The sequence below is a fragment of the Acidihalobacter yilgarnensis genome, from assembly GCF_001753245.1.
GTDB classification, from domain to species: domain Bacteria; phylum Pseudomonadota; class Gammaproteobacteria; order DSM-5130; family Acidihalobacteraceae; genus Acidihalobacter; species Acidihalobacter yilgarnensis.
Genome location: NZ_CP017415.1, coordinates 876,895 through 901,764, shown reverse-complemented (window position 1 = coordinate 901,764; position 24,870 = coordinate 876,895). Strand labels below are relative to the sequence as shown.

Annotated in this window: 23 protein-coding genes and 1 tRNA gene; 3 read left to right on the top strand and 21 right to left on the bottom strand. The window is 59.5% G+C overall.

Annotated features, from left to right (window positions below; all coding sequences use genetic code 11):
- Positions 1-48 precede the first annotated feature (48 nt).
- The 7 genes from BI364_RS04365 to BI364_RS04335 all read right to left on the bottom strand — a co-directional run bounded on the left by BI364_RS04365 (position 49) and on the right by BI364_RS04335 (position 9,155).
- Positions 49-936 carry a hypothetical protein gene (locus BI364_RS04365; RefSeq protein ID WP_070077713.1) on the bottom strand — a complete coding sequence of 296 codons (888 nt, stop codon included), beginning with the start codon at positions 934-936 and terminating at the stop codon, positions 49-51.
- 259 nt (positions 937-1,195) lie between these two features.
- Entirely contained in the window at positions 1,196-2,767 is a 1,572-nt protein-coding gene (locus BI364_RS04360) for an endonuclease MutS2 (RefSeq protein ID WP_070077712.1), read from the bottom strand.
- A 26-nt stretch (positions 2,768-2,793) separates the two neighbouring features.
- Complete coding sequence (locus BI364_RS04355) at positions 2,794-3,957, bottom strand: aldo/keto reductase (protein WP_070079883.1); 1,164 nt, start codon at positions 3,955-3,957, stop codon at positions 2,794-2,796.
- A 40-nt stretch (positions 3,958-3,997) separates the two neighbouring features.
- Positions 3,998-5,233, bottom strand: a complete 1,236-nt coding sequence (locus tag BI364_RS04350) for an acetoin utilization protein AcuC (RefSeq protein WP_070077711.1) — start codon at positions 5,231-5,233, stop codon at positions 3,998-4,000.
- Positions 5,230-7,770 (bottom strand): nitric oxide reductase activation protein NorD, encoded by a 2,541-nt coding sequence (locus BI364_RS04345; protein WP_070077710.1) that lies wholly within the window; start codon positions 7,768-7,770, stop codon positions 5,230-5,232. The genes BI364_RS04350 and BI364_RS04345 overlap by 4 nt, the downstream gene beginning before the upstream one ends.
- Positions 7,771-7,783: 13 nt before the next feature.
- Positions 7,784-8,635, bottom strand: a complete 852-nt coding sequence (locus BI364_RS04340; RefSeq protein WP_070077709.1) for a CbbQ/NirQ/NorQ/GpvN family protein — start codon at positions 8,633-8,635, stop codon at positions 7,784-7,786.
- A gap of 112 nt (positions 8,636-8,747) precedes the next feature.
- Entirely contained in the window at positions 8,748-9,155 is a 408-nt protein-coding gene (locus BI364_RS04335) for a hypothetical protein (RefSeq protein WP_070077708.1), read from the bottom strand.
- A gap of 120 nt (positions 9,156-9,275) precedes the next feature.
- On the opposite strand from BI364_RS04335, the gene BI364_RS04330 reads away from it, so the two are divergent.
- Positions 9,276-9,593, top strand: a complete 318-nt coding sequence (locus BI364_RS04330) for a hypothetical protein (protein WP_070079882.1) — start codon at positions 9,276-9,278, stop codon at positions 9,591-9,593.
- A 46-nt stretch (positions 9,594-9,639) separates the two neighbouring features.
- Here the strand turns inward: BI364_RS04330 and BI364_RS04325 are convergent, their stop codons facing one another.
- The 14 genes from BI364_RS04325 to rnr form a co-directional block, all read right to left on the bottom strand.
- Positions 9,640-10,029 (bottom strand): hypothetical protein, encoded by a 390-nt coding sequence (locus tag BI364_RS04325; RefSeq protein ID WP_070077707.1) that lies wholly within the window; start codon positions 10,027-10,029, stop codon positions 9,640-9,642.
- A gap of 31 nt (positions 10,030-10,060) precedes the next feature.
- The gene (locus tag BI364_RS04320) at positions 10,061-11,083 is read right to left on the bottom strand and encodes a lipoate--protein ligase family protein (protein WP_070077706.1); all 1,023 of its coding nucleotides are present in this window, start codon (positions 11,081-11,083) and stop codon (positions 10,061-10,063) included.
- Positions 11,084-11,088: 5 nt separating this feature from the next.
- Positions 11,089-11,526 (bottom strand): hypothetical protein, encoded by a 438-nt coding sequence (locus tag BI364_RS04315; protein WP_070077705.1) that lies wholly within the window; start codon positions 11,524-11,526, stop codon positions 11,089-11,091.
- Positions 11,527-11,633: 107 nt separating this feature from the next.
- The gene (locus BI364_RS04310) at positions 11,634-12,575 is read right to left on the bottom strand and encodes a hypothetical protein (protein WP_070079881.1); all 942 of its coding nucleotides are present in this window, start codon (positions 12,573-12,575) and stop codon (positions 11,634-11,636) included.
- A 113-nt stretch (positions 12,576-12,688) separates the two neighbouring features.
- Entirely contained in the window at positions 12,689-14,008 is a 1,320-nt protein-coding gene (locus BI364_RS04305; RefSeq protein WP_070077704.1) for an OmpP1/FadL family transporter, read from the bottom strand.
- A 289-nt stretch (positions 14,009-14,297) separates the two neighbouring features.
- The gene (gene alr / locus BI364_RS04300; protein WP_233279575.1) at positions 14,298-15,401 is read right to left on the bottom strand and encodes an alanine racemase; all 1,104 of its coding nucleotides are present in this window, start codon (positions 15,399-15,401) and stop codon (positions 14,298-14,300) included.
- Positions 15,398-16,804, bottom strand: a complete 1,407-nt coding sequence (dnaB, locus tag BI364_RS04295) for a replicative DNA helicase (protein ID WP_070077703.1) — start codon at positions 16,802-16,804, stop codon at positions 15,398-15,400. Before dnaB ends, alr begins: the two co-directional genes overlap by 4 nt.
- A 167-nt stretch (positions 16,805-16,971) precedes the next feature.
- The gene (rplI, locus tag BI364_RS04290; protein ID WP_070077702.1) at positions 16,972-17,427 is read right to left on the bottom strand and encodes a 50S ribosomal protein L9; all 456 of its coding nucleotides are present in this window, start codon (positions 17,425-17,427) and stop codon (positions 16,972-16,974) included.
- A gap of 41 nt (positions 17,428-17,468) precedes the next feature.
- The gene (locus BI364_RS04285; RefSeq protein ID WP_083251155.1) at positions 17,469-18,251 is read right to left on the bottom strand and encodes a hypothetical protein; all 783 of its coding nucleotides are present in this window, start codon (positions 18,249-18,251) and stop codon (positions 17,469-17,471) included.
- A 146-nt stretch (positions 18,252-18,397) separates the two neighbouring features.
- The gene (rpsR, locus tag BI364_RS04280) at positions 18,398-18,622 is read right to left on the bottom strand and encodes a 30S ribosomal protein S18 (RefSeq protein WP_070077701.1); all 225 of its coding nucleotides are present in this window, start codon (positions 18,620-18,622) and stop codon (positions 18,398-18,400) included.
- Between the two features lie 55 nt (positions 18,623-18,677).
- The gene (gene rpsF, locus BI364_RS04275) at positions 18,678-19,100 is read right to left on the bottom strand and encodes a 30S ribosomal protein S6 (RefSeq protein WP_070077700.1); all 423 of its coding nucleotides are present in this window, start codon (positions 19,098-19,100) and stop codon (positions 18,678-18,680) included.
- Positions 19,101-19,272: 172 nt separating this feature from the next.
- On the bottom strand, positions 19,273-20,763 hold the full coding sequence (locus BI364_RS04270; protein ID WP_070077699.1) for a GGDEF domain-containing protein: 1,491 nt from the start codon (positions 20,761-20,763) through the stop codon (positions 19,273-19,275).
- Positions 20,764-20,851: 88 nt separating this feature from the next.
- Positions 20,852-21,607, bottom strand: a complete 756-nt coding sequence (gene rlmB, locus BI364_RS04265; protein ID WP_070077698.1) for a 23S rRNA (guanosine(2251)-2'-O)-methyltransferase RlmB — start codon at positions 21,605-21,607, stop codon at positions 20,852-20,854.
- Positions 21,604-23,871: a ribonuclease R gene (gene rnr / locus BI364_RS04260; RefSeq protein WP_070077697.1), complete on the bottom strand. Its 2,268-nt coding sequence runs from the start codon at positions 23,869-23,871 to the stop codon at positions 21,604-21,606. Before rnr ends, rlmB begins: the two co-directional genes overlap by 4 nt.
- 140 nt (positions 23,872-24,011) lie before the next feature.
- Here rnr and BI364_RS04255 point away from each other — a divergent pair.
- Together BI364_RS04255 and BI364_RS04250 are read left to right on the top strand one after the other, a co-directional pair.
- Positions 24,012-24,098 (top strand) — tRNA-Leu (locus BI364_RS04255).
- Positions 24,099-24,361: 263 nt separating this feature from the next.
- Positions 24,362-24,724: a DUF488 domain-containing protein gene (locus BI364_RS04250; protein WP_070077696.1), complete on the top strand. Its 363-nt coding sequence runs from the start codon at positions 24,362-24,364 to the stop codon at positions 24,722-24,724.
- Positions 24,725-24,870 lie beyond the last annotated feature (146 nt).

Genomic DNA, 24,870 nt, shown 5'->3' with positions numbered 1-24,870 from the left:
GTCAGTCGATAAGTGTTTTAGGAAATCCATATTGCGGAAAAATATCCGCTAGGCCTGATACTGTAATTCCTCGATAACGCGCTGGGATAAACCCTGATAACGGCCTCCCTCGAAGCGGCAGTAGCCTGCAAAATGCACAAAGGCATTCCCATTCCCCATCTGTGGTGGGCAAGTTGCATACTTCGGATGTGGCAACACGCGACTTCCCGGCATGTTCGCTATCAGAAAATTACTCATGAATTGTTCGGTTCCCCACTCGCTCCAGCGCGCGCCCAATACCGCTGAAAATCGTGCCGACCACTGCGCGATGGCATCCACATTCAGCCCTCCCATAGGGATTCCAGTAAACCCGGAACACCCTCTGACATACCGTAGGCTGTCAGCACCCGCCAGTTGTCCCAGCGCCATTTCAGCGGCTACCTGGATGTGTGTATCGCCCTCACGTTGAAAGCTTTGCGCATTGCGACTGGCTTCATCGGCCCCAATCAAATGCGTGCCTTGCGCGGAACCCAGGGCAAAGGGGATACCTTCACGCGCTGTCTGCACAACTTCGTCAATCGAGCCCACGGTCAGCGTGTCGGCATCCAGTTGGATCGTATAACCTTCGCCGCTCAAGGTCGCAAGTGCCGCAAGACGCTCCCAGGTTCCGCCAGTGGGATATTTCGAGCTTTGGTAATCGCCCAGCTCCAGTATTTCAACGAATGGAATGTGTTCATGTAGAGCGGCAAGCTCTGCAGCGCCCAGTGTGCCGTCATTGAGTACATAGACCCGAGACGGTGGGCAATGACGTGCAAACGACTTGAGCGCGGTCAAGTACATGTGAAGGTCCATCGACCTGATCATCGAAAGCACCGCAGGGCCCGTACTCTCGGTTTTCTGCAACGGGGGGGTCGCCAATATTTTTCGCTGCGCGATATCCAGTTTACGCCGGGCCATGCGATTTCTGATTCGATAGAACATCCCTTCTCCCCATAAGCCCACATCCGCACTCATACCTGTGCGGAAACTCGGTTATAGCATAGTGTCATTGCAATAAGCAGGTGGGAATCCGATGCATATTCTGCCGGCACACAGCTCCTGGAGTGATATTTGGGGCTGGATGACGAGCGAAGGGAGAATCCGGTCACCAGCATCCGATTGAGAAATGCCCCATGTAGCGATGGAGGCACCTCGTCACCGCACCGGGGCTCCCGGTTCAGCCGTGCCCGGTGGTAGCCAGGCGTTGCAAGTGCTTACGGGCGCCAGCGACCAGCGTAGCCGGCAGACCATTTTGTTCGGCGATGATCAAGCCAAGAGACTTACCCGGCACGCCAATGCGCAACTCGTAGGTCGGGCGCATCGTTTCCGCATCGAAGTGCATAGACGCGTTGCGCACGCCCTCCCGATCAGCCGCATAGTCCTTGAGCGGCGATAGATGTGTATTGACCACACCCTGTACGCCACGTGCGCCAAGCTCATCAAGCACCGCCATCGCCAGTGCGGCCCCCTCTTCCGGATCGGTGCCCGTACCCAATTCATCCAGTAATACCAGGGTATGCCCGTCGGCCTCGTTGAGCACCCGTTTGAGCACCTCGACGTGGCCGGCAAAGGTCGACAGGTGATGATGCAGGCTCTGGTGATCGCCGACGTCGACGATCAGCCGCGCATAACGGCCGACGATACAGTCACGCTCAGCAGGTATATGCAAGCCGCAGTAGGCCATGGCAACCAGTAACCCCAGGGTCTTGAGCGCGACGGTCTTGCCGCCGGTGTTTGGTCCGGTGATTACCAATAAGCGGTCGCGATCATCGAGACGTACCGATAGGGGCACGGGCTGCGGGCCAGTACCGTCAGCAAATTGGACGAGCAACAGCGGATGATAGGCCTCATTCAACTCAACCTCGGCCGAGTCGGTCAGCCGTGGCGCGTGCGCATTCATGGCTTGACTAAGCCGACCTGCTGCCAGTGCCAGATCGATCCAGGTCAGCGCCGCAATCATTGCCTGCAAGGCATCCACATGCGTGCGTACCTGTGCCGTGATATCGCGGAACAGACGCTGCTGCTCGGTACCGATGCGGCCCATCACCGCCTCCAGCCGATTGTTGACCGGTACGGCTTCCATCGGCTCTATCGCCACATCGCGCCCACCCAGCGCGCTGCCACGGCGCACGCCTTTGATACGCTCGGCTTCGGCCACCCGCACGACCACCACCGTGCGTTCGTTCTGCCAACTGACCTTTTCTACATTTTCGAACAATTCGCTGACGTCGGCACGCTGCATACGCTTACGTACCACCGCCTCGGCCTCCTCGCGCAATTGGCGACGCTCGACGAACAACGCCGCCAGCGCTTCGTTCGCGTCGTCGCGCAGACTACCAGCGCCGACAAGCGTCCGATTAAGGCGCTCGACCAGCGCGGTAGGTGGCTGTAAATCATCGAGCCGTCCAGGGAATATCGCCGCATCCTGCTGCAGCGCTCCGGCCAGTCGCGCGCAACCTGCCATCACCTCCTGCAGGTTGAACAATGCCTGGCCGGATAGCGAAGCACCAACCGTTGCGGCCTGCCGCAACGCAGCACGGATATCCGGCAACGCGCCCAATGGCGGGCGCCGACCGGCATCGAGCAGCAACCGGGCAACATCGACCGCACGCTGCATACGACGCGCGACTTCAATATCTGGCGCCGGCTCCAGGCCACGCGCGGCATCGGCACCGTAGGGCGTGGCACTCAACCGCTCCAGCAGGCGTCGGATAGCGTTGAATTCCAGTGGTTTGAGGTCGGCGTGCATGAAAACCCTCCGGAAGGCTGCGCGGCTCAGGCCTTTTGATACATTGCCAGATAATCCTTGCGCGGCATCGGCGACACTCGCGCCGTCGCCAACACGTCGGACAAGTGATCGGGCGAGCTGATGCCGATCAGTGCGGTACCAAGACCTGGCGTTGATCGGTTGAACTGCATCGCGCGTTGCGCGGGATTGGCCAACGCGGCCAGACGCTCGGCCACCGGCCCAACCGACTGATCGGCCAGATGGCCCTTGAACAGGGTGTGGCTGGCCATCATGTAGATTTCGAGCTGATAGGCTGCCTGCAGCGGCGAGGCAACATTGCCCTGTCCGGTGGCGGTATTGAATCGCGTGAAGCCTTCGGACATCACCTGATTGAAGGGCAACATCGCGATCTTGAAGTGGTGGCGGGCCCGCGCATCGCCGGTCACCTGCTGTGCGGCGCGCTCGGCCAGCCCAACCATCGCGGTCAGCGACTCGAACATCGGGCTGTCGGTCTCCACCCGCAGGCCCTCAAAGGTGCTGATGCCATACACACGCAATCGTTTCTCTTGCACGGCACGCTCGAGCATCTCGAACACAGCGGCCAGCTTACGGTGCGTTGCCTCTTTGCCGATTTCTGGAATATGCACCTCCGGCTGATCGACGAGGAAGGCATCGAGCGTCTCCACACCCATCAGATGCCGCGACAATTCCAGTTGGTAGTTGATATAGGCCGGCGTCAACAGATGCGCGCCCTTGGCCAGATCGTCACGCGTACCGAGCCCCGCCGTAACGATTTCGCGCTCGAACCAGGCCGGCAAGTCGGCCGGCATCCCGCCGCGCAAGGTTAGGAAACCACCCTTGGACATCAGGAACATAGCCTCGCGCGGCACGCCCTGCGCCGCCGCCGCGCGGATACCTGCACCCACCGCCGCCAATGAGCGTCCGTAACGGTAATGGGCGCCGGTATCGATCACGTTGATGCCCTTGATCAAGGCCTCCGCGACAACCGCCGCGATACGGGCATCCACCGCCGGCTCGGCGCCGCCGCCAAAGCTGCCCACGCCGAGGCTAGACAGTCGCATGCGCGCGCGCATGAAGTCGCTGTAATGTCCTTCGGCGGCATCGCCGGCCTCAACATGAGCCTGGGCGTAGGCCTGTGTCGCCTTGGCGTTGGCATATCCGGGTAGCAATGCGCTGGCGGCAGAATCTATGGTCACGGTCTTTCGAATTCCCTGGTCAATTGTGAGCAGACTAGCAGAATGCGTCGCGATGGCTCGTGGCGGAACGGAATACGGGGTGACTGTCCAACAGGCGGCCGACCCGTCCAACGATATCCGTACGCACCGGACCGGTCTGCGGACGGTCCAGGCGGCTGGTCAGCAGTTCGCGATAAGGCGTGCCGGCACGCTCGATCTGCTCATCTTCGTCGTCATCCTCCGGATCCTCCGCCCCCCAGCGCACCTCGGCCAGCAGCACCTGGGCCTTCGCCGGCAGCTCGGCCGGCAGCACTCGCCCGCTGAGCAACCCCCAGACGCCGGTCCAGCAACGCGCGAGTACGAGGGGGTGATAACCACCGCCACCGATCACCAGCAGGCGCGGGGTGCCATCGGCGTGGCACGGCGCGTCGGCGTGAATACGGGCGACTACTTCAAGAAAGGCCTGCGTCGACAGGCGGAATTTGCCCAGCGGGTCGGGCATGATCGGATCCGTACCGGCCTGCAGCACGATCGCATCGGGACGCACCGCCTCCAGCACCGCCGGCCACACGCGCTCAAAGGCATACCGGTATTCGTCGTCGTGCGTACCCGGCGGCAGCGGCAAGTTGATGGCGTTGCCCCGCCCGCCAATGTCCTCGCTCCTCCCACCGGCGAAGGGATAGGCCCTGTCGGTATCCATGTGCAATGACAGGGTAAAGGCCTGCGCGTCGTCACGCAGGGCATGCTCCACACCGTCGCCGTGGTGCGCGTCGATGTCGACGTAAAGCACGCGTAGCCCTGCGCGGCGCAAGCGGATAACCGCCAGCGCCGCGTCGTTGAAATAGCAGAAACCCTGTGCGCGATCGGGCATCGCGTGGTGCATACCGCCCGCTGGGCTGAAGGCAACACGGCCCGCCAGCAGTTGTTCAGCACCCTGGATACTGCCGCCGGTCGCGGTAGCTGGCGTGGCGAAGAAGTCGTGAAAATACGGGTTTTCGAGATTGCCGATATTGTGCCGCTGACGGTAGGTGTCGGTTACCTTGCCCATGGCCTCGCAACACTGTATCGCGGCAACATATTCGCGGGTATGAAACCACTCCAACTCCGACACGGATGCACGCCGCGACTCCACATACTCACCCTCGTCCAGCGCGCCATAGCTACGAATCACGTCCAGCATCAACGACACTCGCGGAATGTCGAGTGGGTGATTGTTGCCATAGCTGTGACGCCGGTAGCGTGCAGCGGCAATGAGTACCGCACGCGCTGGCTTGGTCTGCCTTTCAGTCATCGACGCAGCCTCAGATAGATTTCCGGCAAGCGTGCTGGCAGCTCGTCCACGCGGTCGATCAAGGTGTAGTGGCCCGGTCCGAAAATCGCCGGCAAATAATCGCCACCACTGGGGTCGAGGGTGATACAGAAGGGGTGGATACCCGCATCGCGAGCCTCCTTCATCGCCATGCGCGTGTCGTCGTTGAGATAGCGCGGGTCGCCGCCATCGTCATAATCGGCCGGCCGACCGTCGGTGAGCAATAGCAGCAGACGGTGATGACTATCGACGCTGGCAAAGCGCCGGATCGAGTGACGAATCGCCGCACCCATACGGCTGGCCAGACGCCCTGACAATGCCGCCAAGCGGGCGTTGAGTTCACCGCCCGAGGGCTCGGCGAAGTCCTTCACCACATAGTAATTGACGTTGTCGTGATGCTTGGAGGCAAAGCCGCTGATCGCGTAGGGATCGCCCAGACTGGTGATCGCCTCCGAGAACAGGATCAGTCCTGAGCGGATACGGTCAATCACTTTACCCTGTCCGCTCGGATGGCGTGCCATGATTGAGGTGGACAGGTCGGCAAGTAGCATGACGGCAGTATCGCGGTGCTGTGCCGCGCGACGGCGGTAAATCAAACCTTCCGGCGACAACCCCGCGCGTTTCTCGGTCACGTAGGATACGGTGGCCTCCATGTCGAGGTCGTCTCCATCGGGCTGGCGGCGCAGTGGCGCAGGGCGACTGGGACGCTGCATTTCCAGCGCCGACCGCAGACGTTTGAGCACACCGGCATGCTCGCTCAGAATGCGCTCCGCGCGCTTGAACGCGGTTTCCGTCAGTCGTGATTCATGGACCCTGGCCCAGTCGTGCAAATAGCGCTGTTCACGGTAGTCCCATTCCGGATAGGGAATGCCACCGGGCGGCGCCTTTCGCGTCGCACCTCGCCCGTTGATGTGCTTGGCCGGCATCGGGATACCGGTGCCGATACGTCCGCCGCTGCCAGAGGTATTCTCGCGCGACTGGTTGATATCGGCGTCCGGGTCGTCCTGACGTTGACCCGGCGCCTGTTGCGGCTGATCCTCGCGTTGGCGCTCGCGCGTAGCCTTGTGCTCTGAATAAGCATCGGCATGCGGCGCATCGTGCAGCACCTCGTAGCGCGGGCGCGGATAGACCGCAAGTCCGGTATTGAGGCCGTGGGCCGGCAGATAGGCCAGATCGCGATCCGCTGCGTCCAGCTCTGGAAAAGATGTGTCTGCGAACAGCACTATGGCCACCTCATAGGCATCCAGCAGACGCGCCTGTGGCCGGGTCAGCAAGGCAAGGCGTGCATCCAAGGCCTCGCCCGCGATGACCGCGCGTAGCTGCACGCGCGCGAAGTCATAGAAGTAACCCGCGGCACCCGCCGGCGTCTCGGCTCGATCCAGCAAACGGGTCAGACGGCTGAAGTAACCCGGCACCAACGCGCCGAGGCGACTGTCAACACGCAGGTCCTCGCATAGGTCGAACAACACCTGAAAACGGAACAGGCGCTCGCCGAATTCGGCAAACAAGGGTCGCCAGGTGATGCGTTGATCGTCGTCGAGCGGCGGATGCGCCATGCCTCGCGCCTCGAACAGGGCCTCTACCTCCTCGCCTGCGTAGGTATCGAAACGCAGATGCGCCGCGGTGTGTAGCGCGGCGGCGATGGCCTCGTCGCGATCCGCAAGTACTGCCGGCATCAACAGTGAACGGCCGTCGCAGAGCATCATCGGCGCTCCCTTGCCGGGACGCCAATCGCTGTCGGCCAACGGGATCAATTCATCGAACCAGGCGAGCAACAGCATCTGTAGAAAGCGGCTGTGCTGACGCGGTCGGTAACCCGGCAGCTCGTCCAGCAGATAACGCAAGCCTTCCTCGTTGGCTAGACGGAAATAAGCCTCGCCGCGCGAGCGCCCCGACTGCATCAGATCAGCGCCTCGCCGCGCCCAGGGTTCCAACCCAGGCGTGCCAACCACATTGCGGGCCACCAAGGCTCCGGGAAGATAGGTTTCCAGCGTCAACCTGCGGGCGTCGTAGAGCCGCTCGGCAGGTGCCAACAGTGCCTCGATTCCGGACAGTCCCTCACCATCGGCCAAGCGGGCATAGTCGGCCTCGAAGTAGACGCGGCCATCCTCGATGCTGCGTGTGCACCAGCGTCGCCCGGTATCGAACCAGCCCTGCACGCCCGCCTCACCCCATTCTTCAAATATGTGCCCGGCTTGTGCCAGATAGCCATCCAGGGCGTACCAGGAATTCACCCACTCGCGAAAAGTCTGCGCGTGATCGGTCCAGCGGCGGATGTCTGGCCACAATGCCACCAGCTCGGGGGTACGGCGCATGAAGGCCTTGCCCGCCTCACGGTCGTGAAAAAAAAGGTCTCGTGCCGCCTCCAGCCAATGGAGTCGCGTCTGCGCATCGGCATTCGCCAGCGAGGGCAGCGCCGCGCGCGCATCGCGCTGAGCCACGAAGCTGACATCCTCAAGGTGCTGCAGCACCTCTTCGCAGCGGACCAGCGCTTCCGATTCCGGCAATGGGGAACTCATGCGCCGGCCGCGCTCAGGCTGCCGGGCCGAGATGCGCCTCGAATATTTCCTCCAGCGCTTCAACCAGGGAGGGATCGTCCGTGATCGGAGCAATCATCGCCGCCCGCGCGGCGACACGTGGCGACAGACCGGCACTGATCAGTTCGGCGGCATAACACAGCACACGCGTCGAGGTCGCCTCTTCCAACCCATGCTCCTTGAGCGCCCGGGCACGTCGACCGGCAGCCACCAGACGCTCGATCAGCGCAACATCCTGGCAGCTTGATTCGCCAGCAACGATACGGCGTTCGATCTCTTCATCCGGATAATCGAAGTTGATACCGACGAAACGTTGCTTGGTAGAGGGTTTGAGGTCCTTAAGTGCGGTCTGGTAGCCGGGGTTGTAGGAGATCACCAGCATGAAATCGTCGTGTGCCTCGATGAAGCGGCTTTTCTTGTCGAGCGGCAATTGACGTCGGTGATCGGTCAGCGGGTGGATCACGACCGTGGTATCGGTACGCGCCTCGACGATCTCATCCAGATAGCAGATCGCGCCTTCCTTGACTGCACGCGTCAACGGTCCGTCCTGCCACACCGTTTCATCACCCTGCAGCAGGAATCGTCCGACAAGATCAGAGCTGGTCAGATCTTCATGGCAAGCCACCGTCACCAGCGGGCGTCGCAAGCTATGGGCCATGTGCTCCAGAAAGCGGGTCTTGCCGCAGCCAGTGGGGCCCTTGAGCATCACTGGCAGGCGCTTTGAATAGGCCGCACGGAAAATTTCGATCTCGTCCGTCTGTGGCAGATAAAACGGCGCCTTCGCAGCCACCGGTTGCTGAATTACGTCGCGCTCGACGCCGCGCTCATGCTTGACCCTGTTGTCCATCGTCGGTCCTCGTCCGCTGGCATGCGCCTATCGACGCATGCTCGATTTGAAGTACCCGGCAGCCCGCCCCGCCGACACCATACCGTGTGCCGGCGGCAGCGATGCGAAGGCCTCAGGGGAGGCGATGCTCCTGACTGCAGCGGGTATACAGATACAGATACAAGTGCCGCGCGGTCCGCACGGCCATGTGCGCCGGCCGTGTCGGCAGCGCCTCCGCCTTACCCATTTCTAGGCAATTGCGGTAGTAGACCAGTTCCCTGACATTGTCTCTCACTGCATTCAGGCTAGGATCGCCTTTTACGAAGGCACGCAATTTCTCAAGTAGATCGTCCGTTTCCGGCATCGGCTTACCGACATGCCCGGCATAGGCCGCCATCAAATCCCCGGCAACCCCGGCGGCTCGCCCGAGCAGATCATCGAAGTCGGCCATCGCATCGGCCCCCGCGATCTGGGCCTCCAACGTACGAATGTGCGTATCGATGGCGACAAAGCGTTCAGCCAGTTGACTATTTCTATCCATGCGAGGCAATCGTCTTACTGCGGTGTATGGGGGTGAATATTTCACCGTACGTGGTATTATTTCACGTTTATATCATAACCTACTAATATGCTCGACAATACCCTAACCACGGGAGTCACCATGAAACTGGTCAAACTCGTCAAGCTGAACAACCTGCAATACAACGCCAACCGCGACCCGAACGTCTACCGCCGCCCCATCAACAAAGAGTTCCGTCTACAAGCCTTGCTCGACGGCCAGGGAACTGCCAAGTGCAACTTCACCGTCGACGGCGAGAACAAGGGCAATGCCACAGTGAACCTGCCCGGCACCTTCGAATGCAAATTCAGCTACAAGGCCCCCGGCTCATATGTCGGCAAGCTGGTCATCGAAGGCAATGGCGAGACTTACAGCCAGGACATCCGCATCGATGTCATCGAACATGCCTGGATCGGCTGAAGCCTGAAGTACGTGCGGCTGCCATCTCGGGGCCGCGCGCGAACACTCACTCGCCCCAATCGTACTGACGGAAGAATTCCGGCAGGCGCTCCACCATTTCATCTCGCCCGAAAAAACGATCCGCGCGTGCAATCCGCATTTCGTCTTGTATGGCCTCATCCCCGCCAAAGCAGAAAACCCCAAGGTTGATCTGATACTGCTGCCGCAGGATACGGATCACATCAAGAGGATCAAAGGCATCGATTTCGTCAAGATCCAGCAGCAAGAATCTATGCAACAATACTTCATGCCACTCACCCAACTGATCGAGATCGGTCGCCGACACGCACGTCCACTCGGCAGGTGTATGCGTCTTGAATCTATCCAGTATCGCCTGATCGCCCGTCATCACGATGTATTTGCGCATCATGCGCGTGGCGATGGTCGGTTCAGCCATTTGCTGCTCTCCTGCTAATATCGATATGCCGTCAGGCGTCCTGCCCCAAACTCCGGCACAGGCCCTCGACTCGAAGTACCAGCGATTGGGCCATCGCCTCAGAAAGACCGTGCGCCAACGCCTGCTCATACACGAGCCGCCCTCCCGCCAGCGGCCGGCCCACGCAGGCTTGCAGCACGGTATCGATGCGATGGTCGGCACTCGCCGCACGCATCACACTTCCGCCACGCCAAAGCAGCCTCAGCCAGGGAGAGGTCGTATCTTCCAATAAATAAGTTTCTCGATTGATCTTCAGCCCACCACGCACCAAACGCCGCCCACCTAGCTCAAGTGATTGACGCAACTCGTGTTCGACAGCCGCTATAGCGGCATTTTGCACTGCGTCGGGCCGCGCAAGCACCGTATCCCAGCGCGTATCGCAGACGGCCCGCAGCACATCGGCAAATCGGGTAGCGCGCTGAGCGTATCCCAAGGACAGCAGATCGGTCATGCCTTCGGCAAGCGCTTCACGCAACCAAGTCTGGAACCCTCGGCTCGAGCAATCCACGCAAGCCGCAAAGCTCTCCGCATCAAAGCGCTCGAGTATGCTGGCGCCAAAGACTATCGCCTGCCCGATGGAAGCGGCGCCGCTGCCCAGCAACTTGCGCCCAGCGCACCACAGATCCTGTCCACCCACGCGCGTAACCGTCACGCCCACTTGCGCATACGCCTCGACCAGCACGTCAAGACACGTGTCGAACAAAGCTCCGTGCGAACGTGGTGCCAATCCTCGCGGGAAGATGAAAAACAGACAGAGTTGCCGGCTGTCGACCCAGACCGTGCCACCACCCAACGCTCTTTGTACAACCGGGATCCGGCGCATGCGACAATAATTGAGATCCAGTTCTGCATCGGCGTACTGGCTCGCGCCCAAGGCAATATGCCCCTGATCGGCTCGCGCCAGGACCAGCCAAGCTTCATCGCCCTCGCCCAATGAAGCCGCCAGTCCCGCATAGCTGGCATGCAAGGCGTAGGGCGACAACCAGCCTGCATCATAGAACTTGAGACGCGACAAGCGGGCTAACGCGGATCGCTTGGGACTTCGCCTTCCGCAGCGTCCTCGCCCGCTGTTTCTTTAGGCTCCTTTGGGCGGTAAAACTCGCCAAAATAGAAGTCGCGTCGACGAAGATCTTGGTACAGGAGCGCGCGCTCTTCAACGCCCTGCTGCAATATCCGGGACAACGCCAATGCCTGTTCGCCATCGACAATGTGCATCTGCCCAACCAAGTCCTTGTCTGTATCCAGGAAGTGCTCCTGGAAATCATCTGGATATTCGCAGTACAGCAAAAAGGACTCGCACTTCTCATCGAGTGGATCGAGCGATTGCATCACGATCTTTCCAAGCCAAGCCAGACGCGCCATCTGGTTGAACTGATGGATATCGAATTTTTTGCCCTTTTTATATTTATTCAGCTCATTGCGAATCTCGCCCAGATTGCTGATCTTGATCGATTTCATACGGCGCTCCGAGGATGTTCGAGCGGTCATTCTGGCCGATCACCCACACAAAGAAAACCCCGGGTGAGCCGGGGTTAGTCGGATCGAATAAATTTATACCTGCCGAATCAAAACAAAGACTCACTGTATGAACCGCCGGTGGCCTTGGCAAGTGCCCGGTGCACTGCTGCCGGCGCAGACATCAAGGTCATAAAGGAGTGGTCACCCATCATCGATAGACCCGGAAAGAAAACGGCCATGCGGAAACGCATGTTCAATGCTTCGACCTTGGTGCCCTTCACGAGTATCTGGTACGGCAGATACGCCGTTCCCTTGAGCTTCTGGAAGTCGACAACGGACATCTGATAGGCATCGTTGACGTTCTGATTATTCTTGTCATCCATCGAAACCCCAAATACCGTCTGATCCGTACCGGGGATATTCAGCTCGTACAGGAAATGTATACCGTGAGCCCCTGCATCCAGCATCTCCTTGATCTTCGATACCGCTTTGGCATGAGAGCTGAAGTCATTGAGGTGATAGGGCTCATCGAAATACTCCATACCGAAGGTATAGTGGTAGTGCTCGAGCTGATCGGCAGTCAAGCCGTTGGCACCAAACGACTCCTGCTCACCCAACGCCTTCGCTAGCATCGTCTTCACCGGTGCAAGATCAGCCTTCATCCGATAAGCGTACTGCACGTAGAGCGGATTGACATAGGCAACCTGAATTTGGCCATCCGTCTGTGTCACAGAGACCCGCATGACTGCACCATAGCCACCCCGCGGCGTCTTGGCCGCATCAGCTAACAAATCAGCATTGGTCACGATGAAAATCGTTGCCGCCTGATAGGGGTGATAGCTACCTAAATCCGGGTTATAGGTCCCGACAACATCGAATCCGGCCTGCGTCAGTGCCGAGCGAACCTTTTCAACTTCCATGTGGAAATCTCCCGCACCCACAGACGCGAGGATAAAGGGTTTATAAGTTTGCGCCGCCATTGCGACGCTTGACGACACCAATAATACGGACAGGAAAATGAACCGTAGTAATTTTGCAGTGAACATCATATTCATCCTCCAAATGCATTCTAGTTATAGACAAAGCCGGCACTTTGCTTTTCACACAAAAAAGGGCCATGTCTCCATGGCCCTTTGAAAAAACGGTTGCGAGATATTGAATCTCAGAACTTGTAGCCGATATTAAATGAAACGGCCTGTTCCGAAAGAGATATTTTCTGCCCCTTACTTGGGTCAGTCATGCTCGCAGTCATCGGCGCGGTATAAGTTTTCTTTGGTGCATACATGTAGGCACCACCGACCGTCCAACGATTGTTCAGATCATAGGTGAAACCTGCGGTGTAATGCGTCTCCACGATAGCCGGCAGAATGATGTTGTAAGCAACTGCATTACTGTCGATCGGTGACTTGGCGTAATTGTAGCCAGCGCGCACTTGGAAATGAGGGTTCACATAATAATTGGCCGCAATCGCAACCACGGTCTGATTTTTCCACTTCGGCGTAAAGCCCGTGAAATCCTGCGGACCGGTGATGCTCAAGTTATTCATCACGCTCTTCCAGTCAATCCACTTGAGCTGTGCGCTGATCGCCAGCGCACTGCTGGGACGCATGGTACCGCCCACCGTCAGCGTCTGCGGTGTTTTCATGGTCAGCGTGTACTTGCCACCGGGGAATTGATAACTGCCGGGCGCACTCGGGCTCGCACCACCCGGCACCGTAATATCGCCGGGCGCCAGATTGTAATTGAGCTTATAGGTCTGCGAACTCGTGTAAGCGGCACCTACCGTCCACATCGGATTGATTTTATAAAGCAAGCCCAAGGTCACGCCGAGCCCGAAAGCGCTCGCTGAGCGGGTCATATTGATGCTGTATGGGCCGTAAGCCGTGCCACCTGCCGGCGAAGGTGCCGCAGCAAAACCGTATGACTGCAGAAATGAGGCCGACATGTAACCAATATCCAACGCCGCACCGAGACTCAATCTGTCGTTCACCTTCCAAGCCAACGCCGGGGCCATCTGCCATAAGGCAATATTGCTGTATCCGCTGAATGATGAACCCGACATCACGCCGTTAGCCGTATACGGATAATCCACGCCCATGCCGGAAGTCCCGTACATGCCGCCACCGAAGTAGACATTGGAGCCCTGCGAGGTAGGCGCCGACCAACCCAGGGCAGGTACACCGTACATATTGCTATCGCTAGATATTTTCTTACCGCCGGTTGCCGCGTTGTTCACGTCGCGCGTGGGCATGAACGCTTCCATGCTGAAATCAGTTTGCGGCTGCACCTCGGTCATACCGGCGGGATTGGAAATTGCCGTCATCGCCGAACCCGGGTCGGCGACAACCGCACCCGCCATACCCATCTGGTAAGCGCCGATACCGATGAGATTGTAACCGTTTGTGGCATGCGCTGCGCCGCCAAGGCCCAAGGCAGCTGCAATCGAGGTGGCGATCAGTGAGCGTTTGAGAACATGCTTCATCGAATCCTCCGGAGTCCTGTTTTAATCGACAATTTATTAGTTATGTCTAATATTCAGATTTAACTCGCGTTCTTCAGCGATTCAAGACTAAACCTTGTCGCAAAAATGTCAAACAGGCTTCACTAATATAACGATGTGCGCCATTCCATCACCCAATAATCGACCTCAAAGGCCACACGTGGTGGGAAGGAAATTACTGCGGCAAGACAAAAATATGTTTATAGCGATCATTTTGCAGGCCCGTCAGGACCCATATATTCGTTAGGCAGCTGCGCTTATAATTATTTTTTCATGCTGCATAAGTAGAATAGCTTCGGTGTGCCTTCGGCCCTGCTGCGCAGAATAATTCGTAGCTGATCGTTTGAGCTTGTGCAGCCACCAGATCGGCCGCCACGCTACCGCCCCAGAATGTGACGGAATCGCCCGGTCGACAATCGACGCTGCCCAGATCGATTGCCAGCATGTCCATTGAAACGCGCCCGACGATTGACCCAGGCTGGCCAGCGATCGCCACCGGCGTGCCATTCGCCGCATGTCGCGGGTATCCATCGCCATAACCCATGGCCACGATACCGACGCGCAACGGCACGGGACATCGGTACGTACCTCCGTAACCTATTGAATCGCCCGCTTGGTATGTATGGATGGCGATCAACGGCGCCTCCAGCGACATCACCGGCCGCAAACCGAGTGAGGTAGCCGGCGTGTCGTTCAACGGAGAAGCACCGTATAACATAATTCCAGGCCGAACCCAGTCTGCATGCGCCTCGGAATGCGTCAAAATCCCTGCCGAATTGCATAGACTGCGCTCGCCGACAAGCCCTTGCGTGGTCCGCACGAAACACCCGATTTGCTGAGCGGTCATCGCCGAACCAGGCTCGTCTGCACACGCGAAGTGCGTGAGATAACGGAGGTTTGGGTCCACCATCGGCAACTTGGCAAGCAGCGCCGTCACGTTGGCCACCTCGTGCGGCGCGAAACCGATGCGGTGCATACCCGTATCTATCTTGAGCCACACGGACAGTCCGCCCTGCGGCCCAAACGTCCGCGAGGCGAGTCGCTCGATCTGGCAAGGTTCGTGGATCACGACATCCAGGGCATGAGCACTGGCCGCAGACAACTCGTCGTCATTTTTGAATCCCTGCATCACGACGATGCGTCCTGCAATCCCGGCGGCGCGCAAGGCAAGTCCCTCGGGTACGCACGCGACCCCCAGACCGTCGGCCAGATCCGCCAATGCCCGCGATATCGGCAGCAAACCATGCCCGTAGGCATCGGCCTTCACCATTGCCAGCAAGCGGCTATTGGGTGCCAGTGAGCGTATATGCCGGCAATTATGCCTTAACGCATCGAGATCGATTCTGGCCTGCGCGGCACGCGCCAACGAACTCACTCGAATCCCCCGCTGCCCCCGCCGCCATAGACATCCGAAATGTGGTTCTCGAAGCGCGTGAACTGCCCCAAGAAGGTCAGGCGCGCCATGCCGATTGGCCCGTTACGCTGCTTGGCGATAATGATTTCGGCCGTACCTTTGTCCGGGCTGTCTTCATTGTAAACCTCGTCACGATAGATGAATGCGATAAGGTCAGCATCCTGCTCGATAGCACCGGATTCACGCAGATCGGACATGACGGGACGCTTGTTCGGGCGCTGTTCCAAACTCCGATTGAGCTGTGAAAGGGCAATCACGGGCACACCCAGCTCCTTAGCCACGGCCTTGAGCGAACGCGAAATTTCCGAAATTTCGGTGGCCCGATTCTCGCGCGTACTTGGCACCTGCATGAGCTGGAGGTAATCGATCACGATCAGCCCCAGGCCGTGCTCCCGCTTGAGGCGGCGCGCGCGGGCACGCAACTCAGTCGGCGTCAGCGCGGGCGTATCATCGATAAATAGCGGCACATCGGTCAGCATCTGCACCGCGCTGGTCAGCCTCGGCCAGTCCTGCTCGTCGAGACGGCCGGTGCGCAAACGGTGCTGATCGATGCGCCCCAAGGAGGACAGCATACGCATGGTGAGCTGCTCGCCCGGCATCTCCATGCTGAAGATTGCGACCGGCGTGCGATGCTTAACCGCGGCGTATTCGGCGATATTCATCGCGAAAGTCGTCTTGCCCATCGAGGGCCGGCCCGCAACGATAACCAGATCGCCGGGTTGGAAGCCCGAGGTGCGCTCATCGATCTCGTCATAACCAGTAGCGACGCCGGTAATCGCATCCTGACGCTCGTGGAGCATCTCGATACGGTCGAGTGCGGGACGCAGCAACTGCTTGATACTCGTGAAGCCTTCACGCCCTCGCACGCCACGCTCAGCGATCTCGAAGACGGCCTTCTCGGCCTCATCCAGAAGCGCTCTGGAGTCGCGCCCTTCTGGATTGAAGGCACTATCCGCCACACGCGTGCCGACACTGATGAGCTGACGCAGAATCGAGCGTTCGCGCACGATATCCGCATAGGCCCGGATATTGGCCGCACTAGGGGTGTCGCGGGCGAGTACGCCGAGATAGGCCAGCCCCCCGGCCTGCTCCAGGTCACTCGTGCGTTCAAGCGCCTCGGACAGCGTCACAACGTCGACTGGCTGGTTCTGCGATGCCAGACGTTCAGCTGCGCGGAAAATCAGTCGGTGATCAAATCGGTAGAAATCGACTTCATTGATACGGTCTGCGACTTGGTCCCAGCTCGAATTATCCAGCATCAGACCGCCCAAGACGGCCTGCTCCGCTTCGATTGAATGAGGCGGAACGCGCAAGGCATCGGTGGCGGACTGGTCGCCGCGCGATTTAGAAATCACTTCGGCCATAAGCCCATGCGGCAAATACTCAGTATGGAAAGGCCGGATATCGGATCGCCGAATTCACACACTTGCGGCCCCGAGTCAGGCCGTAAGCCATTCCCCGACGCCCCAATCACTACCCGTAGTGGAACCCCGTTCACGATCCGCCCGGATCGTGAACGGGGCGTCCAAAATCAGGCGGCGGATTCGCCGTTAACCACTACCTTGATGGCAACATTGATGTCGGAGTGCAGATGCAGCTCGACCTCATATTCACCAACCTGACGCAGGGCACCTTCCGGTAAGCGGACTTCCTTGCGTTCGATCTCAACACCGGCAGCGGTCACCGCATCGGCGATATCCTGGGTGCCGATCGAGCCAAAAAGCTTGCCTTCGGCCCCCGCCAGCGCACTCAGGGTGATTACCATGCCCTCAATCTTACCGCGACGCGCTTCGGCAACGGCCATTGCTTCGGCTGAAATCTTCTCGAGATCCGCACGACGTGCCTCGAATTCCGCCATATTCGCGGGCGTGGCGTATTTGGCCCTACCGGTCGGGATCAGGTAGTTGCGAGCATAGCCCGACTTGACCTTGACCTTATCGCCGAGACCGCCCAGATTTTCTACCTTGTCTAACAGGATGATTTCCATGATAGCTACCCTAAAGATTCAATAAAACCCAATTTCAGGCATCATGCGCCACGCTTGAAGCGACCACGCAGATCCGCAAAGCTGTCGATCACACCCACCGCCGCGAGCAAGCTGCCCATCTGCGGCGGTGCCAGAAACAACAGTACGTACAGGCCAAACAGCCAGCCGATACTCATGCCACCCTGCTTCACCAGTCCGTGCAACAGACCGATGGCCTGCAGCAGAAAAGGCGTCAGAACAACCATGGCCAGCTCGACAAACAAGGCATTGTGCATCACCAACACCAACACGACCAGCAACGCCGCCACACCCGCCAACCAATGGCTAAGTCTCCAGGCCGTGTACTCGCCACGAAAGCCGCCTGGATTGAACAACGAAGCCTGCCAGGCCCGGGCCAACATCAGACTCAGGGACACGCTTAATACTAAGGACATGGCAAATGCCCCGGTAGCGTAATGTGCCGCCCGCTCGATGGTCGTTGACACGTCCGTCGGCGACATCCCTGCACGCTGCAAGAGCCCGCTCAGCCCCTGCTGCAGTACCCCCAACCACATTTCGGTAGTGTTGGGCACCAGCAGATGCACACCTAAAACCACGACCAAGCCGATTGCCGCCAAGGTGGTCATAACCCATGACCATGATGCGGTACGGCGCAACAGCTGCGCAAACAACAACACCGGCAGCCATTGTGCGACGGCGTATATCGCGCCTGCGACCGGCGCACTCAGTATCAAACCCGCCAGCACCGCCATCGCGACGCCACCCCAGCCCATGACGATCAATCCCTGATCGATGCCATGGCGCAGGACAACCAGCCCAACCACCGCCGCACTGACCAGCGCGGCGGGGGAAATACGACACCGATCATCGCCAGCGAGACGGCGATGACAACGGCTTGCATCCGCCCCGACATAACGAATGCGGCAAGGCGGTGCATCAGCACCGGCGTGATCTCAACTTGGCGAGTCGATCAATGCTGATCCGAGTAGGGCAGCAGCGCCAGAAAACGAGCGCGCTTGACCGCCTGGGCCAGCTGGCGCTGGTAACGTGCGCTCGTGCCGGTCACACGGCTCGGCACGATTTTGCCGGTTTCCGTGACATAGCCCTTGAGCATATTGAGATCTTTGTAATCGATACGCGCAATACCTTCGGCGGTAAAGCGGCAGTAACGGCGGCGACGAAAAAATCGTGACATGGGTATTTACCTCAGTTCGGTTTGATGGCGGCGCAATAGCCCGCCGGTGCAATACTCAGGCGGCGCTATCGCCTTCTTCGCGCGTATCATCCGAGCTCACATCCGCATCAGAATCGGAATCACCACGTGCCGGGCGCGAGTCACTGGAATCACCTTCGTCCTTGGATTTAACCAACGGGGACGCTTCGGTGATCGCCTGATTTTCACGGACCACCAGCTTGCGCAGCACTGCATCGTTGAACCTGAAGGCGGTTTCCAGCTCAGCCAGCGCCGCGTCACTGCACTCGATGTTCATGAGCACGTAGTGCGCCTTATGCACCTTGTTGATGGGATAGGCCAACTGACGCCGACCCCAGTCCTCAAGACGGTGGATCGTGCCGCCGTCACCTTCGATCATGCCGCGATACCGCTCGATCATGGCGGGAACCTGTTCGCTCTGGTCTGGGTGGACCAGGAATACCACTTCATAGTGACGCATGGACTTAAAAGCTCCTTACGGGTTACAAGCCTCCCGCCATGTAGCGGTGAGGCAAGGAGAAGCAGGACGCTACTCGCGCCCGGCATAAAGGGGCAGTGATTCTACGAGCGAATGAGTATCCAGGCAAGCCCGGACGCATGAATCGATACCTCGCAGCACTGGATCAGAGAGCCTAGCCGCGCAGGGTATCCCGACCGGCTTGCTTGGCTTCGTACAGGGATTTGTCGGCACGCTCGACCAAGGCTGGAATCGTGTCCGACTGGCCATCCCATGCGGCAAGGCCGAATGACGCGGTGAGGCGGACCTGCTCACCCTTGAAATGGGTGGGTGCATTTGAAAGTCCAAGCCGCACACGCTCCGCAATCTCGCGGGCGGATTCGAGTACGGTTGCCGGGAACAGGATGAGAAACTCTTCGCCCCCCCACCGACCGAGCACATCCGCGCGGCGTAGTTTTGTGCGCAGCAGCTTGGCGATGATCTGCAGGGCGCGGTCCCCGCTGGTATGACCAAAACGGTCATTGATCTGCTTGAAATGATCAATATCGACCAGCGCAACCGAAAAAACCTCTCCCTGTCGACCCGCCCGCGCCTCCTCCTCCTCGAGACGCTCATCCAACGCGCGCCGGTTAGGTAGCGCCGTCAGCATATCGATACGCGCCTCTCGATGTGTCTGCGCCAGGCTCCGGCTGAGCTGATCGCGCTCGGCTTCCAGCGAACGTAGACGCCCCAACAACTCCTGGGCCGCCTGATCGGATTGACTGATGGCATCCTCGCCGAGGCCGCGCAAAGTCAGCAGATCGTCGGTCAAGCTGTGTAGTCGCCTATCGATCGCGGTTCTCAGACTATCGATATCGGTTGCCACCTGGCTTTCTGAGAGCAGATCTTTCACCGAAGTCTCGATATGACGATTGACCTCACCAGCCTGAATCAGCAGGTCGCGCCGACGACTATCTCGTTCGCTGAACGTCTTTTCCAATACGTCGAGGCGCCCAACCAGATCACCGAGAAACCGACATATTTCACCACGTTCTTGATCGATCGAGGAAAATCCGCGTTCGATCAAATCCGCGAGGGCATCCACATCAACCAGCTGACGACCGGCGAATTGGTTGCGCTGTCGGTCACGCTCGGCGGCCAATGCATCCGGCCAGCCTGGTACTTCGTATAACGTGTTCGCCAGCACTCGCAAATCTCGCTGCAACATCTGAAGCCGCTCGCCCAAGGCCGCCTCGAGCTTCGCCAGAACTCGGCCGATGCCCGCGGAATCGGTCAATGCATCGGGATCGCTCGGCATGACATCGAGCAGCGCCTCCAATCGTCCGATTGCAGATCCCAGACTGTCCAGATCTGGGCCTGGCGCCACCTCCGCGAGGAGATCGTCTATCAACGAAGACAGCGTCTCCGTCTCTGCCTCGAAACGCCCGGCCTGCAAAGCGTCCCCAAAGCTCTTGAGCAGACCAGAGAGTTCTGGCTGAGTGGCGGAAAGCTTGAGCACCATGTTCGCAAGCAGCCGCATGCCAGCCGCGCGATCACGCTGCCAATCGGTCTCAGCGGCATCGAATTCCTGCACCAGCTGCCGATAGCGCTCGCGATACCCATCATCGCCACCGGCATCGCCTGTGGCGTCATCTAGTGGATCATCATTCTCGCCAACCGTCCTCATACCTCGCCCACCTGCTGAAACCGGGTGTCCGCCACGCCCGCTTACTTGAATATAGCCGCTGAATATAGCCGCCCATTCGGCGCGGATGTCACGACCTGATACGGGTGGGCGCGACAATACCCTGGCGCACCACTTCAAACAGGCACACACCAGCCGCAACAGAGACATTCAGACTTTCCATAGCGGGACTGAGCGGAATGCGAACCACGACGTCGCAGGCCTCCGTAGTCAAGCGACGTAGCCCCTCACCCTCGGCACCGAGCACGATGGCATGCGCCCCCTTCAAGTCCTGCTCATACAGACTCGACTCCGCGCTGCCTGCCGTCCCAACCACCCAGACACCACGCGCCTTCAGCGCCTCCAGCGTACGTACCAGATTGGTCACCGGCACGAAGGGAATAATTTCGGCGGCACCTGATGCCGCCTTGCGCGCGGCCGGCGTCAAAGGTGCCGCACGGTCGCGTGGCGCAACCACCGCGATCGCCCCCGCCGCCGCAGCGGTACGCAGGCAGGCACCCAGGTTATGCGGATCGGTCACACCGTCCAACACCAGCAACAGCGGACGCTCGGCAGACTCGACGAGATCGAGCAGATCACCCTCGCCGGGTGGCGGGGGCGGTCGGTAGTCGGCTACCACCCCCTGATGGCGCCCATCGGGAGCACGCCGGTCCAGCGCTTTCTTCGAGGTGCGCTGCACCGCAATTCCCGCCTGCTCCGCCAATTCAGCGAGCGTCCGGAGTCGACGATCGTCCCGCGCGGCGTCCAACCAAATGACCTTGATACGCTCTGGATCGTTGCGCAGCGCCGACTCGACGGCATTGATGCCGTGGAGCAACTCGCTCATCGACGTCCTCGACGGCTCTTGCGACGACGCTTGCTGCGTGACGGCGCGCCCTCTTCTCCGCCGTCGGCGGCCGCAGCACGCACCGCTTCCTCGGGTACGAAATCGATCTTGCGCTCGTCAAGATCGACACGGGCAATGCGTACGTTCATCTGATCGCCAATACGATAGATCCGACCACTGCGTTCGCCACGCAGGCATTGGCCCACCGGATCGAAGCGATAATAATCGTTGCTCAGCGAGGTCACATGCACCAGCCCTTCGACGTACACATCTCGCAGCTGCACGAACACGCCGAAGCCCGTTACCGTACTGACCAGCCCCTCGAATACCTGCCCAACCTTATCCAGCATGAATTCACACTTGAGCCAGTCGACGGCGTCGCGCACGGCATCGTCCGCGCGTCGCTCTGCCATTGAGCAGTGCTCGCCCAGACCAACCATGTCGTTGCGATCGTAATCGAAATTACCCGGTGTCCCACCGCCGGCGACATGACGGATGGCGCGGTGCACCAGCAAATCGGGGTAGCGTCGGATTGGCGATGTGAAATGGGCATAGGCCGGCAGAGCCAATCCGAAATGTCCTTCGTTATCAGGACTATAAACCGCCTGCTGCAGCGTACGCAGCAGCATAGTCTGAATCAGCCCGGCCTCTGGGCGCGCCGCCGCAAGCTTGAGCACCGCGGCGAAATCTTTGGGCTTGGGCGTTTCGCCGCCGCCGAGGTTTAGCCCCATACCGGCCAGAAAGGCGCGCAAATCGTCGATCCGATCAGCCTTGGGCCCACCGTGCACGCGGTAGAGTGCGGGCATCTTGTGCTTGGCCAACAACCGTGCCGCAGCCACGTTGGCCAGAATCATGCATTCTTCTATCAGTCGATGGGCATTGTTGCGCTGCACCGGCACGATGCGCTCGATCTTGCGACCTTCGCCAAAGACGATGCGGGTCTCCTGGGTGTCGAAATCGATTGCACCGCGGCGGCGGCGCGCCTTATCCAGCACCCGATAGAGCGCATACAACGCGTCCAGATGCGCGACCAGACCCGGATGCTCGGCACGGGCCGAATCGTCGCCCTCGACCACCATCGCGGCCACCTGCGTATAGGTCAGGCGTGCCGCTGAGCGAATCACTGCTTCGTAAAAACGGTATTCCTTCAGCGCTCCGCCCTTGGAAACAGACATATCCGCCACCAACGCCAGGCGATCCACCTTCGGGTTAAGCGAACACAAACCGTTCGACAGGGTCTCGGGCAGCATCGGGATCACCTGCCCCGGGAAGTAGACGGAAGTACCCCGGCGACGTCCCTCGTTGTCCAGCGCGCTGCCCGGTGAGACATAATGGCTGACATCGGCAATGGCCACGATCAGGCGCCACCCACCCTCGCCGTCCGGCTCGCAGTACACCGCATCGTCAAAGTCCTTTGCGTCCTCGCCATCGATGGTCACCAAGGGCGTCTGGCGCAGATCCACGCGATTCTGCTTTGCTTCTGGCGCTACGTGCTCACCATAGCGCTGAGCCTCGGCCAGTACGTCTTCGGACCATTGGTGCGGCAGCTCGTGACTGCGGATGGCGATATCGATCTCCATGCCGGGATCCATATGCTCGCCCAACACCTCGATCACCCGCCCAATCGGTGGCGAGTGACGGCTTGGCTGCTCCACGATAGCGGCCAGCACGATATGCCCCGGCTGCGCGTCAGCGCGATCGTCCGGCGGGATCATTACATTCAACGGAATCCGCTTGTTGTCCGGGGCCACAAAGGCCATGCCGCGTTCCTCGCAGAAACGGCCGACGACCTGACGCGTATTCCGCTCCAGCACCTCGACCACGGCCCCCTCCTGGCGTCCGCGATGATCCAACCCCATCACTCGAGCGACCGCGCGGTCGCCGTGGAAGAGGCCGCTCATTTGGCGTGGCGAGAGGAATATATCGTCGCCACCCTCGTCGGGCACCATGAAACCAAACCCGTCCGGATGTGCAATCACGCGCCCGCGGATCAAACCCTTTTCCGTGACGGGCAAAAACGCCCCCACGCGATTACGTACGAGCTGCCCATCCCGCTGCATGGCCCGCAAGCGGCGATCCAACGCCTCCAGATCCACAGCCTCCGAGAGCTGTAACGCGCCGGATAGGTCGTCGAAGCGCATCGGCCCCTCCCCTTCCGCCAGTACCTGTAGAATCAGCTCACGGCTGGGAATCGGCCGCTCATATTTGGACGATTCACGATCGAGGTGGGGGTCTTTTAAGCCATTTTTTGTACGTTTGGTCATAAGTATCCATTCAAAGGCACCCGATCCCGGCCTCATACCGGACCAAGATCGAACGCAAAGAGCAATCCTGGCATCATAATGGATTGACAAGCAGAAATGGGCGCTGTAGATTTCGCGCTCGTTTGCGGCACTGCTGCAATGCCGAGGTGGCGAAACTGGTAGACGCGCTAGCTTCAGGTGCTAGTGGGGGAAACCCCGTGGAGGTTCAAGTCCTCTCCTCGGCACCATCCAAGATATCACACAACTACCCAAACACCTCAACAAAGCCTTCCAAATCAGGCGCTTGGTGAGAAAACCCGTGCCAACAACTCGCGCCGCACCAAAGCGCCCCAATCCCTCAAGTTAGCGCGGCAAGTCTCTCGCTTTTCCACCCCGCCACGAGATGCAGCCCGGCCTGCACATCTAACCCGCCACACGCTACCATGCGCAAACGGCTTATCCGAAGCCGCAACCCGACACTCGGGCACGAGTAACGGGCGGGAGCATCCTCATGGACATCCGCTGCAAACGCATATACGAACACCCAGCGCCGCTTGATGGGCATCGAGTCCTAGTGGACCGACTGTGGCCGCGTGGCATTCGGCGCACCGAGGCGCAACTCGAATTATGGCTTCCCGAGATCGCACCCTCCAACGAACTACGGCGCTGGTTCGCGCACGAACCACAGCGCTTCGATGAATTCACCCAACGTTACCGTCTGGAACTCGCGGGTCAGGCCGAGCGCCTCGGACAACTGCGCGCGCTCGCCGAAACAGGCACGCTGACTCTTCTTTACGCCACGCGCGATGACCGGCGCAACAATGCCTGCGTGCTCGCGGATCAACTGCGTGCGTCAGAATGCAGAAAATCATAATATTACCAATATTTATTCACGTATAAATCATAATATTTATAAATCCACTCAACAGTGGCATGCTTGGCACAAGCCCTGACCAATAACTCACAAATGGGACACGCACCTGCGTGATCCAAATCGGGCGAAGCAACCACATCAAGCAA

What these genes read in the sequence shown, in the direction of transcription:
- BI364_RS04365 (WP_070077713.1), bottom strand. Translation starts at nt 936, where the DNA reads ATGGCCCGGCGTAAACTGGATATCGCGCAGCGAAAAATATTGGCGACC.
- BI364_RS04360 (WP_070077712.1), bottom strand. Translation starts at nt 2,767, where the DNA reads ATGCACGCCGACCTCAAACCACTGGAATTCAACGCTATCCGACGCCTG.
- BI364_RS04350 (WP_070077711.1), bottom strand. Translation starts at nt 5,233, where the DNA reads ATGACTGAAAGGCAGACCAAGCCAGCGCGTGCGGTACTCATTGCCGCT.
- BI364_RS04345 (WP_070077710.1), bottom strand. Translation starts at nt 7,770, where the DNA reads ATGAGTTCCCCATTGCCGGAATCGGAAGCGCTGGTCCGCTGCGAAGAG.
- BI364_RS04340 (WP_070077709.1), bottom strand. Translation starts at nt 8,635, where the DNA reads ATGGACAACAGGGTCAAGCATGAGCGCGGCGTCGAGCGCGACGTAATT.
- BI364_RS04335 (WP_070077708.1), bottom strand. Translation starts at nt 9,155, where the DNA reads ATGGATAGAAATAGTCAACTGGCTGAACGCTTTGTCGCCATCGATACG.
- BI364_RS04330 (WP_070079882.1), top strand. Translation starts at nt 9,276, where the DNA reads ATGAAACTGGTCAAACTCGTCAAGCTGAACAACCTGCAATACAACGCC.
- BI364_RS04325 (WP_070077707.1), bottom strand. Translation starts at nt 10,029, where the DNA reads ATGGCTGAACCGACCATCGCCACGCGCATGATGCGCAAATACATCGTG.
- BI364_RS04315 (WP_070077705.1), bottom strand. Translation starts at nt 11,526, where the DNA reads ATGAAATCGATCAAGATCAGCAATCTGGGCGAGATTCGCAATGAGCTG.
- BI364_RS04310 (WP_070079881.1), bottom strand. Translation starts at nt 12,575, where the DNA reads ATGATGTTCACTGCAAAATTACTACGGTTCATTTTCCTGTCCGTATTA.
- BI364_RS04305 (WP_070077704.1), bottom strand. Translation starts at nt 14,008, where the DNA reads ATGAAGCATGTTCTCAAACGCTCACTGATCGCCACCTCGATTGCAGCT.
- dnaB (WP_070077703.1), bottom strand. Translation starts at nt 16,804, where the DNA reads ATGGCCGAAGTGATTTCTAAATCGCGCGGCGACCAGTCCGCCACCGAT.
- rplI (WP_070077702.1), bottom strand. Translation starts at nt 17,427, where the DNA reads ATGGAAATCATCCTGTTAGACAAGGTAGAAAATCTGGGCGGTCTCGGC.
- rpsR (WP_070077701.1), bottom strand. Translation starts at nt 18,622, where the DNA reads ATGTCACGATTTTTTCGTCGCCGCCGTTACTGCCGCTTTACCGCCGAA.
- rpsF (WP_070077700.1), bottom strand. Translation starts at nt 19,100, where the DNA reads ATGCGTCACTATGAAGTGGTATTCCTGGTCCACCCAGACCAGAGCGAA.
- BI364_RS04270 (WP_070077699.1), bottom strand. Translation starts at nt 20,763, where the DNA reads ATGAGGACGGTTGGCGAGAATGATGATCCACTAGATGACGCCACAGGC.
- rlmB (WP_070077698.1), bottom strand. Translation starts at nt 21,607, where the DNA reads ATGAGCGAGTTGCTCCACGGCATCAATGCCGTCGAGTCGGCGCTGCGC.
- rnr (WP_070077697.1), bottom strand. Translation starts at nt 23,871, where the DNA reads ATGACCAAACGTACAAAAAATGGCTTAAAAGACCCCCACCTCGATCGT.
- BI364_RS04250 (WP_070077696.1), top strand. Translation starts at nt 24,362, where the DNA reads ATGGACATCCGCTGCAAACGCATATACGAACACCCAGCGCCGCTTGAT.